The sequence below is a fragment of the Dongshaea marina genome (assembly GCF_003072645.1).
GTDB classification, from domain to species: Bacteria; Pseudomonadota; Gammaproteobacteria; order Enterobacterales; family Aeromonadaceae; genus Dongshaea; species Dongshaea marina.
The window spans coordinates 1,566,519-1,584,320 of the sequence record NZ_CP028897.1 but is presented as its reverse complement, the minus strand read 5'-3'; the positions used below and the strand labels follow the sequence as shown (position 1 = coordinate 1,584,320).

Below are 17,802 nucleotides of genomic sequence, written 5' to 3'. Positions count from 1 at the left end.
AGAAACATCCCACCCAGTTGCCTAGCTAATCAACAGATGCAAAGCGACCTTGATCGAAACTCAGGGATGGAAAGTAGGCCAAGTAAGCAGGATATTCTGGCAGAGGGTTTCCGGGGGTAAATTGACGCGGCCTTTATCACCGGAAAAAGAGTGGTCCTGGTGCCACACACTTTGCGCTGAAGATGCTTCTTATGCTGGAGAGGTAAGCTTGCTGACAGCAGCTTTGCACTGCTGTCAGTCAAATTTGAGGCTGGTTTACTGACGAACCAGTCGCCCCATAGTTGGAGTCTCTTCAAAGTTACTTCTGAAGGGGTTGATATCCAGGCCACCACGGCGAGTATAGCGTGCAAAAACGCTCAGCTTTTGTGGGGCGCAGAACTTCTGGATGTCATTAAAGATCCGCTCAACACACTGCTCGTGAAACTCATTGTGCTGCCTGAAAGAGATCAGGTAACGCAACAGTTTTTCACGATCGATCTGTCCACCCTGATACTTAATGGTGACACTTCCCCAGTCAGGCTGGAAGGTTACCAGACAGTTGGACTTTAGCAGATGTGAGCTCAGAGTCTCATTCACCTGCAAAGAGGAGTCGGTCACCGCACCTTCAAGATAGTCTTCCCTGAAAGAGTAATCCTCAACCTCGATGTCAAGCTCATCAATATTCTCTCCCTCAAGCTCATCGATTTTTGTTGAATAGCCCTTCATTCCTTCAAAAAGAGCCACCTCTACCGGTGCGCCTGCGGCTGCAGACAGATCCTTTTCCATGATCCCCTGCAGCTGCTCGGCTGAATCAAAGCGGGTCTGGTTAAAGCTATTCAGATAAAGCTTAAAAGACTTTGATTCAATCAGGCACTCTGATACAGCAGGGATTTTAAATTCAGCGATCCCGATAACAGGCTTGCCTTTAGCATTCAGCCAGGAAAGTTCAAAACCGGTCCAGAGATCAAACCCCGAAAAAGGGAGCTGCTCGGAAGAAATCCCGATATTACCCCGCCCCAGAGCCCGGGGAATAGGCTGCAATAAAGATGCATCATAGTTATCGATATAGGCGGACTTCTGCCCTAAATGCTTTGCGTAAACATCTGGAGTTTCATTATGCATAACTCATATTCCCTTCTTTTTGAGGTGTAACCATTGAGTTCTGAGGTACATTGATATAGTGCCTGAACAGCCAGCGCGTTCCATAGATGGGGAACACACCAACAATGGCATAAGTGATTTTAATTACAAACTGAGAGATAATCATTGTCATCATAATATCCATACTGAGGACACCATGGAAAGCAATTGTGATGAAAGTAATGCTATCAACCGCAGCAGCGACCGTTGTGCTTGCAATAACCCGTATAAAAAGATACCTGGAGTTAGTCAATGCTTTTATCTTACATAAAAGGTAAGAGTTTATGTTTTCAGATAAAAGGTATGAAAGGGATGATGCAATAAATACTGATGTAATCCCGTAGCTTATTGAGTCATATGAAGAGTCCATACCCCAGCCAGGAATTGCATTCATCTTGGTAGAAAACCAAAGAACACCAACAAACAGTAAATTAGCGATGAAGGTTCCAAAGATAGCTTGTCTCGCCTTTCGCAGGCCATAAAACTCATTAAGGATATCTATCAAGATGAATGTCAATGGATAGACAAAAATAGCTGCGGGAATTGTCATATGCAGTGACTCGATCCTAACTGGTTTGATACCGGTCAGCGTACAAGCCAGGAATAGAGCAGTCAGAGCAATACAGATCAGGATGTATGCATTCCAGGATCGTTCATTTCGATCGGCAATATCATACATGGTCTTGACACCTTTACCGCCATAGAATTTTCGGTAAACCGACTTCTGCTCATTTCTATCGAGCTCATCAAAAATCTCACTATCAACCAGATCTTTTAGTCCCATACGGATCGTCTTGCCTGTCGATAAAACCATGATTGAAGCAGATAACAGGGGAGTCCGAGTAAATCCCAACAACTTATATTTTGTCGCCATCAAAATCTTTCCTCAATAATACAACCTATCAGCTCAAGATCTTCAGACAGATCAAAAGAGCTAAATCCAACATATGTATCATCATCCTTAATGATTAGCTCCTTATCTTCAGATACATAGAGAGCCAGAAAGCCATCAACCAAAACCGGAATTCTCTTTACAACAATAACTTCCCCTGAAGAAAGAATATTCCCATAATCTTTCTCAAGACGAATCGCGATAACCTCTGAGGCATCATCATAGATATATGTCAGAGGATGCTCTGTTACTAACTGTCCGATCGTCTTGTTTCGGCTATCACAAAAACAAGATTGAGGAATAATTGGAACTGCTGCAGGATTTTTATTTCCATCAATAGAGATTGTCTTTCTCTGACTCTCAATTTTCTCAAGATCAAAATACTCAATCTCATCACATGCAACGCCAAAAAAATCAGAGATCCTCTCAATTGTTGAGTGCTTTACATTCTGTACTTTACCATCCAATATTTTATACAAGGATGTGCGCGTTAAACCACAACGCTCAGAAAAAGAGAACTTGGTTTCATTTCTTGATTTAATCAGATAATCAATGTTTTTTATTATATTGTTTTTTCTTTGTGCGTTTGATTTATTCATAGTCAGTAAAGAAGAAGCTTTAATAAAATAGAAAGAGCACCCAGGTTCTGCCTCCAAGACAGGGGCGGGATTTTATCCTAAACCCTGACTGATATCCAGAAAAACTCCATTATTTATAAGGATCAACTCCTCAAATGGCACCAAACTTCTAGTTATACCGAATAAAATATCCCGCAGGTATCACGTAAGTTTACATTTTGACTTTAATAATGTAGCCTTGCGTTTATTCTTGAAAATGTATTTAAAAATTTCAAAACCATCACAAGGAATATGATGATCCCCGAAATGCCCATCACCCAGGGCCAGCGGCAAAGCTCAGAACAACCTTCTACTCAGGATCACCGGAAATCGGCTGAACCCATGAGGGAGACCTTGCTTATCCCCAGAGCAGATGAAAATGAATCCGATCGTATTGAATTGCTGCATATCTATCTGAGACAGCGGCTCTATGATGGATTAAACCGGGACAGCTATCAGAGTACGCTCGCTTATGCCCACCAACAGCTGGCAGTCTGCTCCAACCCTTTGCTTGATGCCGGGAGCAGTACTCATGGTGCCGATCTCGCTGAAAAGTAACAGATCGATTTCCAATAAGCTGTTCTACTTCCTGATTCATCAGATGCCTTTCGTGCTGGCCGCGAACGATGACCATCCAGGCCGGTGAAGCCGGCCCTGTTGACGTTTCCAATTTTATCCTGAAGTCCCTGAAAAAGATTCTTCTCAAAACGCTTCCAGCACCACAGGATAAAACCCTGCTCGCCCTTTTGCTCAGCTCTCCCTTTCGGCAAAATAGTCGCTAATCGTCGCTAATCGGCCAGATAGAAAAAACCCGGCACAAGGCCGGGCTTAAGCAATCGAAATGATATAGGGCAATTACCTTGCCCAGTATACCTCTTCCAGGCTATCTTCTTTTTCAGGCAACCCACGAGATAAACGGGGTGAGTGCTGTGCCAGAACCTCATAGCTTACCCGGTTGGCATATTTACACACCTGAGCAAACGAGGAGTATGTGAGAAACTCGCTCTTATGCTTCTCTGAGTGAGGGACATTCAGCTTGTGATAACCATTGGCAGCCATATCATGCAGCAGGGCTGACAGGGCCCCATCTCCTGCCCCATTAGTATTCTTGATCTTCTCCGGGCCCCCCATATAAGGAGCGATGTGAGAGTGAATACGCAAAGGATTCTCGCAGGCGCTACGCTTCATCGGTCGGCTGAACTCATAGAGATTGAATTCAGGAAACTGCTCGTTGTTCAAAATAGGGTGAGCCGTTAACCGCTTGTACTTATCATCTGTATAACCAGCCATATACAGACCCTCTGGGCCTGCGGTACAGAGCACCATATCTGCCCAATCCAAAGTCTTATTGGCCGCCAGTAGAGGATCCTTCTCACCGGTCAGGGCAAGCCCCTCCTCTTCGTTCATCGCAACCACGGTCACATAGTCACGGATAAACTCCTGCCAGAACTTTGGATCATCTTCGATAACAAAGCGAGTCCCCAGGGTCAGGATCACAGGGACACCTGCCTCCTTGGCATACTCCAGGGCTTTAAAGGTCGCGGTCTTGATCGTATCTTCATCAGAACAGCGAACCAGATAAGCGGTGATCACCAGAGCCACCGAGTCCTGGATCACCTCCTTGGGAATATAATCTTCGCTGAGACGGTTCATCAGGCCAGCATTGATCCCGAAGCTGCGCTCACCATCGGTTGAGATAAAGGTGAAGCAGCGCCCGACCGGACCATCAACAGGCTGCAGGTAGTTGAGATTCATCCGCGATGAGGTGTTACACAGATAGCGGTAGGCATAGCTGCCGATTGCGATATTGCGGCTCATCACTCCCAGCATGATCGACAGGTCATCGGCCAGTACAGAGTAATTATGAAGGGTGTTTCCTATGGTTCCACCAGCAAACTCACTGACCACCATCTCATTGTCTTTGAGCTCTTTATAGACAGCTTCGGCCGTCTCATCGGTAATGATAACCGAGTGTCCCTTGCTCAGGCCGTAGCGCTCCAGGAACGCATCGTCCACATGGGCCTCAATATCGACCAGGGTCTGGTCGATCCCAACAACATAGCTTTGGCCATGAGCCGTACGGGCTGCGCTCTGCTCGAGGAGAGTGCGGGGTGTGGTAACGGGAAAATAATGCTGTGATTTACGCTGACCCGGAAACTTCATAAGTGATTGAACTGTGCAGTAACAAAGATGGTGGGCGATTCTACCACAGTTCCGACAGTGAGGAATTGCTAAACATTATAAAATCTAAATCTTTACCACAAAAAACTGCCTGTTATCTCAATGAAGGCTGAATCAGCTGGTAAAAAAGCTCTATATGGCTCTTAGAATCATTGAGCGCTGCGATATAGTTAAATTGCTCTCCCCCGGCCTTAAGAAACAGCGCCTGCCCCTCATCGGCAATCTCTTCAAGGGTCTCCAGACAATCGACGGAAAAAGAGGGACAAATCACCGAGATATTGCGGATCCCCTGAGCCGGAAGCTGCTGCAGAACCTCATCTGTGTAGGGGGTGATCCAAGGCTCCTTACCAAAACGCGACTGGAAGGTCAGGCTCCATTGATCTTCTTCAAGACCCAGCTCGCGGGCAAGCAGGGTTGCGGTTTGCTGACACTGTTGTGGGTAAGGATCTCCCTGGTCTTGATAGCGCACCGGGATCCCATGGCAGGAGATCAAAAGATAGCTTTGGCCAGAGCCCTGCTGCCAGCTTTGGCGCACACTCTCCGCCAGCGCCCTGATATATAGGGGGTGTTGATGGTAGTCGCGGATCCAGTGCAGATCAGGCAGCGCAAACTCTCTTCCCATCACCCGGCTCCAGGCATCCAGGGTTGGCGCCGAGGTTGAGCTGGAGTATTGAGGGTAGAGCGGCAGTAAGGAGACTCGGGTGATCCCAAGACGTTTAAACTCCTGCCAAACACTACTAAGGGAGGGATTGCCATAGGTCATGGCGCAGCGCACCACCACGGGCTGACCCTGTTCATCAAACCGCTTCTGGAGTTTTTCAGCCTGCTGTTCACTAAAGTACAACAGGGGCGACTTATTCTGCTCCCTGAGCCAGATTTTGCGATAGTTTTTGGCAACCCGGGGGCTTCGGCGAGGCAGGATCACCCCATACAGAAGGGGTAACCATAGCCAGGGCGAAAGCCCGACCACGCGTCGGTCTGAGAGAAACTCACGTAAAAAATGCCGGACGGCTTGCGAAGTTGGCTCCGAGGGCGTACCCAGGTTGATCAGGATAACCCCGTGTTTGCTCGGGGTTATCTCTGCGGATGCCTTGTCAGACAAAGGCCCGGGTGATTTAGCCAAGAATGGTTGCCAGCTGCTTGCTCACAGCATCAACCGCTTGCATGCCGTTGATCTGGTGATACTGACCACGACCGGCTTGCGCTTCCTTCTGATAGTAGGAAACCAGCGGCTCGGTCTGCTCATGGTAGATGGCCAGGCGCTTACGAACGGTTCCTTCCTCATCATCGGGACGGATCACCAGCTCTTCGCCGGACACATCATCGATTCCCTCCTGCTTAGGCGGGTTAAAGACCACGTGATACACGCGACCTGAACCAGGGTGTACACGACGCCCGCCCATCCGCTCAACAATCACCTCGTCCGGCACATCGAATTCCAGAACATAGTCGACATCGATGCCATTCTCTTTCATCGCATCAGCCTGAGGAATAGTGCGTGGGAAACCGTCCAGCAGGAAGCCCTTCTCACAATCGTCCTGGGCAATTCGCTCTTTCACCAGGCCGATAATCAGTTCGTCAGAGACCAGTTGACCTGCATCCATCACCTCTTTGGCCTTCAGACCTAATGGAGTCCCAGCTTTAACTGCAGCACGCAGCATGTCACCGGTGGAGATCTGGGGGATCCCATACTTGTTCATAATAAACTGTGCCTGGGTACCCTTACCCGCACCGGGCGCACCTAACAGAATAATCCGCATTGACTCTTCCTCAACTCTTTATTTTCGGCTTTATTCGGGGCCAGTCACTGACTCAACATAGTCAAAAGCCCGCAAAGGGTATGAATCTACACCCCAGCCCCCCGGGGAACAAGCATTGACTCACTGATTGATGACAAATTAACCAGCGGTTATGCGCTGGATCACGTTCCCTCGCCGCTCTCGCTGAAAAATCCCACAAAAAAAGGCTTGCTCCCCAGCTCAGTTACCTTATGATGCGAGAGTGTTCGCTGCTATCCCCGGATACATCGAACACCGTTGACGCCCGCTTCGCGGACCTCATCAGGCAAGGAACACGGATTGTGCTCCAGGCAGTCACTGCCCCCACAAAACCAGTTCTCCAACTGAGCAGCCTCGCTGGCGGGTTACTTAGAATCTACACGGAGACTATATGTTGGACTTTACCTGGTTTATGGACCCGACGGCCTGGGCTGGCCTTGCCACTCTGGTGATCCTTGAGATCGTCCTTGGGATCGATAACCTGCTGTTTATCGCCATCCTGGCAGAAAAACTCCCCCCCGAAAAACGTGACAAAGCACGACGCGTCGGATTGTTTCTCGCCCTGTTTATACGGCTGGGACTCCTCGCCTGTATCTCCTGGCTGGTCAGCCTAACCAATCCACTGATCACAGTGCTGGGTCACACATTTTCCGGAAGGGATCTGATCCTGCTGCTGGGCGGCCTGTTCCTGCTGTTTAAGGGGTCGATGGAGCTCCATGAGCGCCTGGAGGGACACTCACACAACAGCGAAGGTCCAAGAAAAAATTTCTCCCCATTGTGGTCCGTTATAACCCAGATTGTCCTGCTCGATGCGGTATTCTCCCTGGACTCGGTGATTACAGCGGTCGGTATGGCCGATCACCTGTCGATCATGATGATCGCCGTGGTCATCGCGATGATCATCATGATCATCGCCAGCAAGCCGCTGTCGTTGTTTATCAACGCACACCCAACCCTGATCATTCTTTGCCTAAGCTTCCTGTTGATGATCGGCTTTAGCCTGGTGGCTGAAGGATTTGGCCTGCATATTCCTAAGGGCTACCTGTATGCAGCGATCGGCTTCTCGATCGTCATTGAGCTATTCAACCAGCTGGCGCAGAAAAAACGCCGTAAACGCCTCAAGCTGAACCTGGGCCACAGGGAGCGAGCTGCAAAGCTGGTGATGCGGATGCTGGGTGAAAAAAATGGGGTGGGTGAAGACCTGCCACAAGAGGTCCTTCCTGAAGTCGGGCAGCCGATCTTTGCCCAGGATGAACAGCAGATGGTTGCTCAGGTACTAAAGCTCGGCTCTCTACCAGTCAGTGCCATCATGGAGAGTCCTAAAAAGACCGAGATGCTGGATCTCTCTCAGAGCGACGACAAGTTGCGTCAATTGTTGGCCAGCACGGTCCACTCGCGACTGATCGCCATTGAGAACGGCGATGCCAGCAAGCCACTGGGGATCATTCGCAAGCGTGATGTACTGGCCCGGCTGCTGAGCAAGCAACCACTGGAGCTGAGATCCCTCATCCAAAAGCCATTCTATCTGACCGATAGCAGCAACCTGCTGGAAGCGATGCGGGCTCTTAGAGCCAATAAAACCTACCTGGCGCTGGTTCGCAATGCCCAGGGTGAGTTTGTCGGGATCACCACGGTCCGCGATCTGATGGAGGAGATTGCAGGAGACTTTGATGATGATGAATCAGAGCTGCCACTGACCCCCGCCTATTAATCGCAACACAGCTAGCGATGTTGAACAGCCGAGCCCCGGATCCGGGGCTCTGTTTTTTCGGCAGAAAGTCAAGCCTACCCTTCACAATTTAGTGAAAAAACAACAGATTATTGCTGTACAGCAATTAGCCAACCTATAGCTTCATTTGATCCAGATCATCGAAATGCCGTTTGGAGATAACAGCGGTTGATCTACATGTAGTGGCATAAATACAATTCAAACCACTAGATATACTAATGAAAACCAATTTTGTGACAGGAGTCTCATTTAATGAGTCAAGTGATCAAACGTGATGGTCGTTGCCAGCCCCTTAGCCTGACTAAACTCCAGGCAAGCTTATCCCATGCCGGTGCGAAACAGGAACAGCTCCCAGCCATCCTGGATCCAGTGATCACAACTCTTGACCAACAAAGCCACTGCAGCAGTGAGGAGATTCAGACTCTGCTGCTCAACAGTCTAAATCAACATGGACTGACCGCTATTGCCCAAAGCTATCAGGCTCACGCAAAGCAGCGCCTGATCCAGCGCGAAAAGAACACATCCCTGCATCATGAGATTGAGGGGCTGATCGCCCAGAGTCACGCCAACCTGATGTTTGAGAATGCCAACAAGGATGCCAAGGTGATCCCTACCCAAAGGGATCTGCTGGCCGGGATCATCTCCCGCCACTATGCCAAGCAGCACCTGTTGCCCGCCGATGTGGTGGCGGCTCACGAAAGGGGGGATATCCACTACCATGATCTGGATTATGCGCCCTTCTTCCCCATGTTCAACTGCATGCTGATCGATCTCAAGGGGATGCTGGAGGGTGGCTTCAAGATGGGTAACGCCGAGATCGACACTCCGAAATCGATCGCCACTGCAACCGCGGTCACGGCGCAGATCATCGCTCAGGTCGCCAGCCATATCTATGGCGGAACCACCATCAACCGTATTGATGAAGTCCTGGCTCCCTATGTGGAGTGCAGTTATCAAAAGCACCTGGATACCGCGGCCAAGTGGCAGGTTGCCGATGCAACGGCCTATGCCAGGGCCCAAACCGAGAAAGAGTGCTTCGATGCCTTCCAGTCCCTGGAGTATGAGGTCAATACCCTGCATACCGCCAATGGACAGACTCCCTTCGTCACCTTTGGATTTGGACTGGGTGAGAGTTGGGCGGCCCGGCTGATCCAGAAGGCTATCCTGCATAACCGCCTGCTGGGACTGGGTAAAAACAGCAAAACCGCGGTCTTCCCCAAGCTGGTGTTTGCGATCCGCGAAGGCCTGAATCGTAGCCCACAGGATCCCAACTATGACATCAAGCAGCAGGCGCTCAAGTGTGCGGCGCACCGGATGTATCCGGACATAGTCAACTACCACCAGCTGATTAAGATCACCGGCTCGTTTAAAACACCCATGGGTTGTCGCAGCTTTTTGGACCGCTACCAGGAAGATGGTCAGGAGATCCATGAGGGGCGTAATAACCTCGGGGTCATCAGCCTCAACCTGCCGAGGATCGCCCTGCAGGCCAGGGGAGATGAGAAGGAGTTTTATGCCTTGCTGGACAAACGGTTAACCCTGGCAAAACGCGCCCTAGACAGCCGTATTGAGCGCCTGGAAGGCGTGAAGGCCAAGGTAGCACCGATTCTCTATATGGAGGGGGCCTGTGGTGTTCGGCTGCAGGCGGAAGATGAGATCAGCCAGCTGTTTAAAAACGGCCGCGCCTCGATCTCCCTTGGTTATATCGGCCTGCATGAAACCATTATCGCCCTGTATGGTGACTCGACCCATCTCTATGATGATCCCAAGCTACAGGATAAGGCCCACGCTATCGTTCGTCACCTCAAGCAGGCGACGCAGCGCTGGCGTGAAGAGAGCGGTTATGGATTTAGCCTCTATGCCACTCCAAGCGAGAACCTGTGCAACCGCTTCTGTGAGTTGGATCGTAAGCAATTTGGCGAACAAGCCGGGATCACCGACAAGGGGTATTACACCAATAGCTTCCACCTCGACGTGGCGAAGAAGGTGAACCCTTACGATAAAATCGATTTTGAGAAAGGCTATCCCGAGCTCAGCAGTGGCGGCTTCATTCTGTATGGCGAATACCCCAACATGGCCCATAATCTCGAAGCGCTGGAAAATGTCTGGGACTACAGTTACGACAAGGTGCCCTACTACGGCACCAATACTCCCATCGACCAATGCTATAGCTGTGGTTTCGAAGGTGAATTTGACTGTACCAGCAAGGGCTTTAGCTGCCCCCACTGCGGCAATCACGATCCGGCCAAGGTCTCGGTTACCCGCCGGGTCTGTGGTTACCTGGGAAGCCCGGATGCTCGTCCCTTCAATCGCGGTAAACAGCTGGAAGTACAGCGCAGAGTCAAGCACCTGTGAGCCATTACCACAAGTATTACCCTCTGGATGTAGTCAACGGCCCGGGGACCCGCTGCACCCTGTTCCTGTCAGGGTGTGAGCACCAGTGCAAAGGCTGCTACAACCAGTCGACCTGGCGCCCCGACTCCGGAAAACCGGTGACCCAAACCCTGCTTGATCAGATCATCAATGATCTGCAGGATAGCCGGATCCCAAGGCGTGGTCTCTCATTGTCCGGGGGCGATCCCCTGCATCCGGCCAACCTGGAAACGGTACTGAAGCTGGTACAAAGAGTGCGCTCCGAGTGTCCGGGTAAAGATATCTGGCTGTGGAGCGGTTATCGCCTCAGAGAACTAAGCTCCAGGCAGCAACAGGTGGTGCAATATATTGATGTCCTGATCGATGGAAAATTCGAGTCAGGGCTTGCCGAGCCAAACCTTCAGTGGCGTGGCAGCCGAAATCAACAGATCCACCACATCTCCCCCTCCCTTGCCCAGGCAGGAGAAGTTACATAAGCTTGAGAGTGGAGCTCAGGGAAGCAAGGGGAAAAGATGGAACCTATCCAGTGGGGCAGCTATATGGAGCTTGGACTGCCCGCCATAGACAAGCAACACCAGGCACTCATCCAGATGATCAATACCCTGGCACAGCGCCTTGAGAGCGAAGAGCTCGAGTCACTGCCGGAGTTGATCCAATCGATTGTCGATTATGGCCAGCACCACTTCCAGACCGAAGATGCTATTTTTTCTGATTTTGATCCGGACTATTTCTCCTGGCATCAACCCCAGCATCACAAATATTGCCGCCGCATCAACCATTTGGCACAACAGTTCTCTATTGCTCAGGATAAACACGCCTGCGCCCAGGAGATCCTGAATTTTCTGTACCGCTGGTGGGTCAGCCATATTACCGAAGTCGACCTGCCGATGAAGAGCAAGCTGGCTAAATAACAAGCCCCCTTGCCATGAGGGGGCTCTTTGGAGTTTCCATTGCTGAACCTGTTGCCCTGAAACGTCAGCAGAGCCTAGTTAACCAGGCTTGCGATGACAATCGCGACAAGCACAAAACCAAGCAGGAGCGAGTGCTCCAGCAACTTTTTATTCATTCGCTATACCAACTCCCTAAAGAGCGTACATTCGATCTGCTCATAAGCTATTCATTGTCCATATTAGCGATCAGTTCATCATCAACTACATCGATTTGTGGTTCATCAATCTCTTCACTATCGGCCGTATCGGAAGACTTTGAAGCTTTTTTCTTGCCCTCACCACACAGCACATAGACGCGACGCTTGCCAAAGGCTTTCTCCATGTACTTGAGCCAGACTTTCGCCTCAGCGCTCTGCGGTGGCAAGTCTCCTGAGACCTCTTTAACAAACTGGAGATCTGACTCATCCTGGGGCGATTGGGATCCATCTGATAGCGCCTGCATCGCGCGGCCATAATTTTCCAACAGATCGGACTCTGCAAGGGTAAATACACCTGAACGGCTAAAACCATGAGGGAAATTTTTTCGGTCAAAAAAACGAGCTGTGCTCTGCATGATGATAATCCTCAAGCTATTTTTGCGATTATTTAGTACAAATTTTTTTAGCTGTAAAGGACTGTTTTGTAACGTTAAAAACAAGATTTTCGCACACAAAAAAAAACCAACACCAAGCTCTCGTCCGAAGAGCCTCAACCAGCAAGGCACCTTATCCCTGAACTTCGCTCGTCATGGGTGATTTTTGATTTAAAAATAATTAGTAAACGAACCATCAACTTGTGTCGAAAATTGTGGACTGTCTCCCACTCTTAAAGGTTGCAACTCCCCGCTCCCAAGCCACAAAAGGCTCAGCTGCCGCGCAATGATAAACCAGAGATCGCTGTTTGATTAGACAAGGAGCCGTCGGCCCTGGGATTCTAAGGTGAGTGTTGAGAGGCTAGGCTAAGGATTAAGGGGGCTGTCTCCAGCCCCTCAAACTTCTGGTTAACTGTTGGCAGCGACGCGTTGCTTAGCTCCCGTTGTTGCCTGCTGATAGACAGCCCCGCTCGGTAGAAGATTACCATTAAGAGTCAGCTTCGCACCCAGGGTATTGGCGATGGCAGAACCATACTTGGCCAGATTACCGCTGAAAGAGGAATCTTTGACCGTCAGATTCGCCTTGTTGAAGTTATGAATCGCTCCCCCGTAGTAGCCGGCGCTGTTGTTGGCAAACATGCTGCTGCTGATCACCGGATAGGTGCCACCATACTGAGATGCCTGATCATCGATCCAGATCGCGCCACCATTACCTTCACTGCGGTTATCGGTAAACAGTGTGCCCTTCACTTTGACATTGGAGCCATAGTTAATCAGAAGGGCTCCCCCGCGATAATCACTATGATTGCCACTAAAAGTAGAGTTATCTATCTCAATGTCAGAACCGAAGCGGGCTGCCACGGCGCCCCCATACTCGGCCGAATTATGACTAAAGGTCACATTCTGCAAACTACTGCGGCTATCCAGGAAGAAGAAGGCGGCTCCCCCCTCCCGTGCATAGTTATCTTTAAACAGGCTATTTTTGACCAGCAGCGAGTGATCATAGCCCCAGGCAAACAGACCTCCGCCATAGCCATTGGTAGACTCACCATCGGCGTAACCATCTTCAACCGTAACGCCATCCAACAATGCGCCTTTTGAGCCGATCACCACATGATAGCTGTTATCGGTATTACTCTTAAGCGAGCCGATATTACCACTCAAAATAGAGTGATACTTCTGCCAGTTTCGCTGGCTAAGCTTTGTCTCATTCCCCTGAAAACCACCATAGACTGCGACCTTGTCCGGAATAACAAAGGAGACAGAGCGATCGGCTTTCGAAGGTATATAGGTCCCCTGCGCAAGCCAGATCTGGGCCCCACCATTGGATGCATCCTTAAGAGCTGCCTGCAAACTATGATAGGCCGTATTCCAACTCTTGCCATCAACCTGAGTATTCTTGCCATTTGCATTCACATACACAATGCGTGAGGAAACCGAAACCTCCTTGATCACAGGCTCATCTATTCCAAAACCAGGTTGAGTATTCAAAGCCCGGCTCAGGACGTTCCCCGAAGGAGCCGGAACATTTTGCTGAATATATTGACTCAGCTCCTCGAGCTGGGACGGACTTATCTGATCCGCTGGCAACTTAGCCAGCTTCTGACTCAGAGACACCAGAGGAGCAAACTCCTGCTGCTTGGTCTGACTCATATTATTGCCATAGCTCCAGCCACTAATGCTGGAGTTCCAGGATTTGATCCCATCCTGCCCCCAGTTAACCCACTCCGGAGCGCCATGAGTCTGTGAACGGTTACCGCTGATGCTGGAGTTGATCACATAGCTGATGTTTGCCGAATCCGGCAGGTTCACATTGTAGGAGCCCTGATAGATCCCGGCGCCCTGGTCTCTCACCAGGTTGTTATGAATAGAGACATTGACCAACACGGGACGGGATGAGCCATCATTACCGATCGCTGCAGCCCGGGCCGCCCGGTTATTTTCAAAGTCAGTGTTGATTAAAAGCGGAGAGCTGACAAAGTCATTGTACAAAGCCCCGCCCTTGTCACTTGTGCTGTTCTTGATAAACAGGGAGTTGATGAAGATAGGATTAGTACCCAGATCATTGGATACCGCACCGCCCCTGTCTTTGGCAAAGTTGCTCTCAAAGGTCACATTAATAAAGACAGGGATAGGGTTCCCCTTCTCGGGACGCGCCGAGGTGCTAGTCATGTTATAAACCGCCCCGCCCTTCATCGCCTGGTTATCGCGAAACAGGGTATTGCGCACCAGGGTTGCAGCCTGATAGTTCAAAAGACCAGCTCCCACCCCATTGGTTGGGCCAGAGGTGATCGCCTGTGGACTGGTATGATTTTGCGACTTACCATTCGCGGGTGCTTTTCCCTGGTTCATTTGGGATGGGAATGCATGTCCATCGGCAATGATAAAGCCATCGAGCACCGCCTGATTGGCACCAATCACCACATGGTAGCTGTTATCATCAGCACTATGCTTATCGCCAATATTTCCACTCAGGATGGTTTTATTGTCCTGCCAGTCTCGTTGAGACAGCTTGGTTTCACTGCCATCGAAGCCACCATAGAGGCTGACACCTTTCACCAGTTTAAAGCTGAGGTCACGATCGGTACCTGTGGTTGGGTAGTAGGTTCCCTCGGCAACCCAGATCTGATCACCCGCTTTTGCCTGTTGCAAGGCCTGCTGCAGGCTTGAATAAGCATGCTGCCAGCTTGCCCCCGTTTGATCGCTCGATTGAATCTTCTGATTCACATAGATCACATGGGCTGCAGATGGCTGTGCCAGAGGCGCAATGGCTACCTGCCTCTGAGAAGAGCAGCCGACCACCAGCAGTGCGGATAGGGTCAAAACACCATAACCCAGTCGTTTCATATTTGACTCCTTACCAGGAGGCAGCCCCGGGCTCTCTCCTGTTTATCTCTCAATTCGGAATTAATGATTCAGCAGTAACCCGCTGCTAAGCTCACGTTCACGCTGGCACTCCGCAAGAAAAATTGCAGCGAGAACTCGAGACTGAAGGCTATAGCGATCCAGTGCGCGAGAGACCATCAGGTGCAAAGTCTTCAGGGTCTTTGCCTTTCTAAACTGCCTGACCCAAAACATTTTTTGTGATCGTTCTTCATTATTCATAGCTCTATCCTCAATATCTCTTGAGTCATACTCCGGATTAAGACAACCGGCTTAACTCTTTGTTCAATTGCTGCTGCATCTTATTGAATACATTCAGCTGCTCTACCTGACGTTGCTTGATCTGCGCACTGCGCTCGGGATGATTCGCCAGGGCCTGTTGCGTTCTCTTATCCAGCTGGGCCTTATGTTGCTGCAGCTGGTTCAATTTATCGTTTAGGAAGTCACGCTTTTTCTGGGGCGTGCTAAATTGTTCAAGCTGCTGCTCGAGGTGGTTATGATATGCAACCTCATCAAATGGATGATTCTTGAGGTGTTGTCCACCAGGTAAAGGAGCCCCCGGACGAGGAGCGGGACGCTCGACCCCAGGTTTTGCAACAGCCTGATCGGCTGGGGGATTACTTGCGGCACACCCCGCCAGCGGTAAAGCGATAGCAACAGCCGAGATGATCAAAAACTTTTTAAATTCATTCACTGGAAACCCTCAGTTTCGGCTTTTGGTGCTTACCATTAAAAACGCAAACTGTGGCAGCTTTTCGTCAGCTGGGTGTCAGAGTGTGTTGATCTGTAGCAAAGTTTGTCAAAGATCCTGTGGATGCCTGCTGCGCAAGAACAACCAGGCCACAGGTCAGGTCAGGTCAGGTCAGGTCAGGTCAGGTCAGGTCAGGTCAGGTCAGGTCAGGTCAACTAAATGATCTACCAGGCTTTGTTAGGTGCAAGTGCCCAAAGAGTCCTGATATAGATAGCTCCAGGAGCTTCCAACCGCAGAATCATCCGAGGAAACTATCAAAATGATAGTGATCCGAGCCTTATCCCCTGCCGGGTGCAGGCTATTGTGCTCTCCTTTCAGAGAATTAGTATCCATTTGTCTCTCTGCCTGCAGAAAAACAATTTTTATCACAACAACCGAGGTAAATTTGATGTAAATCAATGTTACTCATTTGTAATTGGGCTTGTATGAAAAAGGAGCAAATAATTAAACCAGAGGGAAAGGAGGATGTATGAGTACTAAGTTGAAGATGCTACCCAATTGTTATACAGATCTCTGCGTACATGGTAAATGGTTCCACTATGATCATGGTGATCACACCGTCTACATGCTCAATGGCGGCTGCCCACCAACCTTCGAACTTGGAACTGTTCCGCAAACAGAAGAGGAACTGGAGCAGCTGCTGGAGCCTATCGCTCTGGATCAGTTATCCTCGCGGATGCGCTAAACCATGAACAATCAGAGCTAAACCATCATGGTCATGCGCTGACAGCGAGGTCAGTTGAGAAGCCATACTCAAACTGATACGTGTCAGCGTCCTGTTTTAGGTGCCACCATAATCCTTAAGAAAAAATCAGATTCTCTCTTAATTGCAGACGCCTGCTCCTGTTAAAATCTTCCTGCTCCGCAGGGCTCTTTGCTGTAAACATCTCAACAAAGGCGTGGACTGACTCAGATGGCGCAGTCTTTTTCAAAACTCCCTCAGCAATACTTTTCATCACTGAGTCAACGAAGAGCCCACAGCCATTTGGCACATTCTGCTGCAGATCCATAGCAAGATACTCGATAGGTTTACAGCCACACAGTTGTGCAACTTCATCGAACCTTTCTTTTGTTCCTACAGATAAAGGGGGTTTAGAGTCAAAAATAATGGCATTTCTCTCCCCATTCTCATCCGGATAAATCCCAAGCAACACCCAGTGATCTTTGGTATTCACCGCAACCAACTCAGGCTCTTTCAGAAAGTTATCCCCCTGAGAGTCCATCTTTTCAAAAAAGAGATCGACCAGTTTATTTTCCCCAGAAACCGGATCAACTAGCCCAACAGGTCTGTTGACTGACAGCCCCTTAGACGAAGCATCTAATCCCATTGAAGAGGCCGTCAGCTCAGCATCACTGATAAATCGATTACTGGCCCACAAATCATCTTTCCCAACCCTCTCATGCACATTTTGAGAAACCTCAGCACCGGAAAAAACCGAGGCGATTTTATCTCTTATCTCTGAATTCGCAGGGGTGGCTGCGCCAGCCATGAATAGCACAGCAGAGGGGCGTGTCAGCTTATTTGTTCTGTCACTCTGGCTAAACTTATCCCTGTCAATTTTTTCGTAAAGCATCAGGCTTGATTTAGCAATCTCGACATCCACTCCTTTCGCGGAGGACTGGCGCCCACAATAGAGCCCAAACAGGGCTTTTTCCGCGGTCTCGCCGACCTCATCATTCCTGAGCGCCAGGTTTTGTAAGAGATCAATTGAATCAATATTTCCTCTTGAGGCCGACTCTTTTAACTTCTCGATAATGGCTGAGTCTATATCCCTTGCATTTGCACTATATAGATTATAAAAATCGGTTTGTGATATTCCATAACCTGAGATCACCTGGGTCATCTGCTTCCCTCCAATAAAGATAAAATTGGACTTATAGAGCATGGCATTGTCCCTTGCTATTAAATTTCGTGAAGGGATATCCAATTCGGGATCAGAGCTAAGTCTCTAAATAAC

17 protein-coding genes are annotated in these 17,802 nt (G+C 49.6%); 6 read left to right on the top strand and 11 right to left on the bottom strand.

Annotated elements, in window-relative coordinates:
• Positions 1 to 255 precede the first annotated feature (255 nt).
• The 3 genes from queF to DB847_RS07755 are packed head-to-tail and all read right to left on the bottom strand — an operon-like array spanning position 256 to position 2,610.
• Positions 256 to 1,101, bottom strand: coding sequence for an NADPH-dependent 7-cyano-7-deazaguanine reductase QueF (gene queF, locus DB847_RS07765; protein ID WP_108650165.1), 846 nt, complete (start codon positions 1,099 to 1,101; stop codon positions 256 to 258).
• Positions 1,094 to 1,993, bottom strand: coding sequence for a queuosine precursor transporter (locus DB847_RS07760; RefSeq protein ID WP_108650164.1), 900 nt, complete (start codon positions 1,991 to 1,993; stop codon positions 1,094 to 1,096). The genes queF and DB847_RS07760 overlap by 8 nt, the downstream gene beginning before the upstream one ends.
• The gene (locus DB847_RS07755; RefSeq protein ID WP_159084458.1) at positions 1,993 to 2,610 is read right to left on the bottom strand and encodes a helix-turn-helix domain-containing protein; all 618 of its coding nucleotides are present in this window, start codon (positions 2,608 to 2,610) and stop codon (positions 1,993 to 1,995) included. Before DB847_RS07755 ends, DB847_RS07760 begins: the two co-directional genes overlap by 1 nt.
• Before the next feature lie 372 nt (positions 2,611 to 2,982).
• Between DB847_RS07755 and DB847_RS07750 the strand changes: the two genes are divergently transcribed.
• Positions 2,983 to 3,186: a hypothetical protein gene (locus DB847_RS07750; RefSeq protein ID WP_234418534.1), complete on the top strand. Its 204-nt coding sequence runs from the start codon at positions 2,983 to 2,985 to the stop codon at positions 3,184 to 3,186.
• Positions 3,187 to 3,483: 297 nt separating this feature from the next.
• Here the strand turns inward: DB847_RS07750 and DB847_RS07745 are convergent, their stop codons facing one another.
• The 3 genes from DB847_RS07745 to adk all read right to left on the bottom strand — a co-directional run bounded on the left by DB847_RS07745 (position 3,484) and on the right by adk (position 6,569).
• Positions 3,484 to 4,791, bottom strand: a complete 1,308-nt coding sequence (locus tag DB847_RS07745) for an inosine/guanosine kinase (RefSeq protein WP_108650161.1) — start codon at positions 4,789 to 4,791, stop codon at positions 3,484 to 3,486.
• A 112-nt stretch (positions 4,792 to 4,903) separates the two neighbouring features.
• The gene (gene hemH, locus DB847_RS07740) at positions 4,904 to 5,932 is read right to left on the bottom strand and encodes a ferrochelatase (RefSeq protein ID WP_234418533.1); all 1,029 of its coding nucleotides are present in this window, start codon (positions 5,930 to 5,932) and stop codon (positions 4,904 to 4,906) included.
• Entirely contained in the window at positions 5,925 to 6,569 is a 645-nt protein-coding gene (adk, locus tag DB847_RS07735) for an adenylate kinase (protein ID WP_108650160.1), read from the bottom strand. The genes hemH and adk overlap by 8 nt, the downstream gene beginning before the upstream one ends.
• A gap of 409 nt (positions 6,570 to 6,978) precedes the next feature.
• Between adk and DB847_RS07730 the strand changes: the two genes are divergently transcribed.
• From DB847_RS07730 to DB847_RS07715, 4 genes are all read left to right on the top strand, one after another.
• A complete protein-coding gene (locus DB847_RS07730; protein ID WP_108650159.1) occupies positions 6,979 to 8,298 on the top strand; it encodes a TerC family protein in 1,320 nt (439 codons plus the stop codon).
• 270 nt (positions 8,299 to 8,568) lie between these two features.
• The gene (gene nrdD / locus DB847_RS07725; RefSeq protein ID WP_108650158.1) at positions 8,569 to 10,671 is read left to right on the top strand and encodes an anaerobic ribonucleoside-triphosphate reductase; all 2,103 of its coding nucleotides are present in this window, start codon (positions 8,569 to 8,571) and stop codon (positions 10,669 to 10,671) included.
• Positions 10,668 to 11,165 carry an anaerobic ribonucleoside-triphosphate reductase-activating protein gene (gene nrdG / locus DB847_RS07720; protein ID WP_108650157.1) on the top strand — a complete coding sequence of 166 codons (498 nt, stop codon included), beginning with the start codon at positions 10,668 to 10,670 and terminating at the stop codon, positions 11,163 to 11,165. Before nrdD ends, nrdG begins: the two co-directional genes overlap by 4 nt.
• Before the next feature lie 36 nt (positions 11,166 to 11,201).
• Positions 11,202 to 11,600, top strand: coding sequence for a bacteriohemerythrin (locus DB847_RS07715; protein ID WP_108650156.1), 399 nt, complete (start codon positions 11,202 to 11,204; stop codon positions 11,598 to 11,600).
• Positions 11,601 to 11,802: 202 nt separating this feature from the next.
• Here DB847_RS07715 and maoP read toward each other — a convergent pair whose 3' ends face one another.
• The 4 genes from maoP to DB847_RS07695 all read right to left on the bottom strand — a co-directional run bounded on the left by maoP (position 11,803) and on the right by DB847_RS07695 (position 15,787).
• A complete protein-coding gene (maoP, locus tag DB847_RS07710; RefSeq protein WP_159084457.1) occupies positions 11,803 to 12,330 on the bottom strand; it encodes a DUF413 domain-containing protein in 528 nt (175 codons plus the stop codon).
• 288 nt (positions 12,331 to 12,618) lie between these two features.
• On the bottom strand, positions 12,619 to 15,057 hold the full coding sequence (locus tag DB847_RS07705; protein ID WP_108650154.1) for a right-handed parallel beta-helix repeat-containing protein: 2,439 nt from the start codon (positions 15,055 to 15,057) through the stop codon (positions 12,619 to 12,621).
• A gap of 60 nt (positions 15,058 to 15,117) precedes the next feature.
• Positions 15,118 to 15,315, bottom strand: coding sequence for a hypothetical protein (locus DB847_RS07700; RefSeq protein WP_108650153.1), 198 nt, complete (start codon positions 15,313 to 15,315; stop codon positions 15,118 to 15,120).
• Between the two features lie 37 nt (positions 15,316 to 15,352).
• Positions 15,353 to 15,787 carry a hypothetical protein gene (locus DB847_RS07695; RefSeq protein WP_108650152.1) on the bottom strand — a complete coding sequence of 145 codons (435 nt, stop codon included), beginning with the start codon at positions 15,785 to 15,787 and terminating at the stop codon, positions 15,353 to 15,355.
• 526 nt (positions 15,788 to 16,313) lie between these two features.
• On the opposite strand from DB847_RS07695, the gene DB847_RS07685 reads away from it, so the two are divergent.
• Entirely contained in the window at positions 16,314 to 16,529 is a 216-nt protein-coding gene (locus DB847_RS07685; protein ID WP_199911771.1) for a hypothetical protein, read from the top strand.
• 115 nt (positions 16,530 to 16,644) lie between these two features.
• Here the strand turns inward: DB847_RS07685 and DB847_RS07680 are convergent, their stop codons facing one another.
• Positions 16,645 to 17,730: an ElaD/SseL family deubiquitinase gene (locus tag DB847_RS07680; protein ID WP_108650150.1), complete on the bottom strand. Its 1,086-nt coding sequence runs from the start codon at positions 17,728 to 17,730 to the stop codon at positions 16,645 to 16,647.
• Between the last annotated feature and the right edge of the window lie 72 nt (positions 17,731 to 17,802).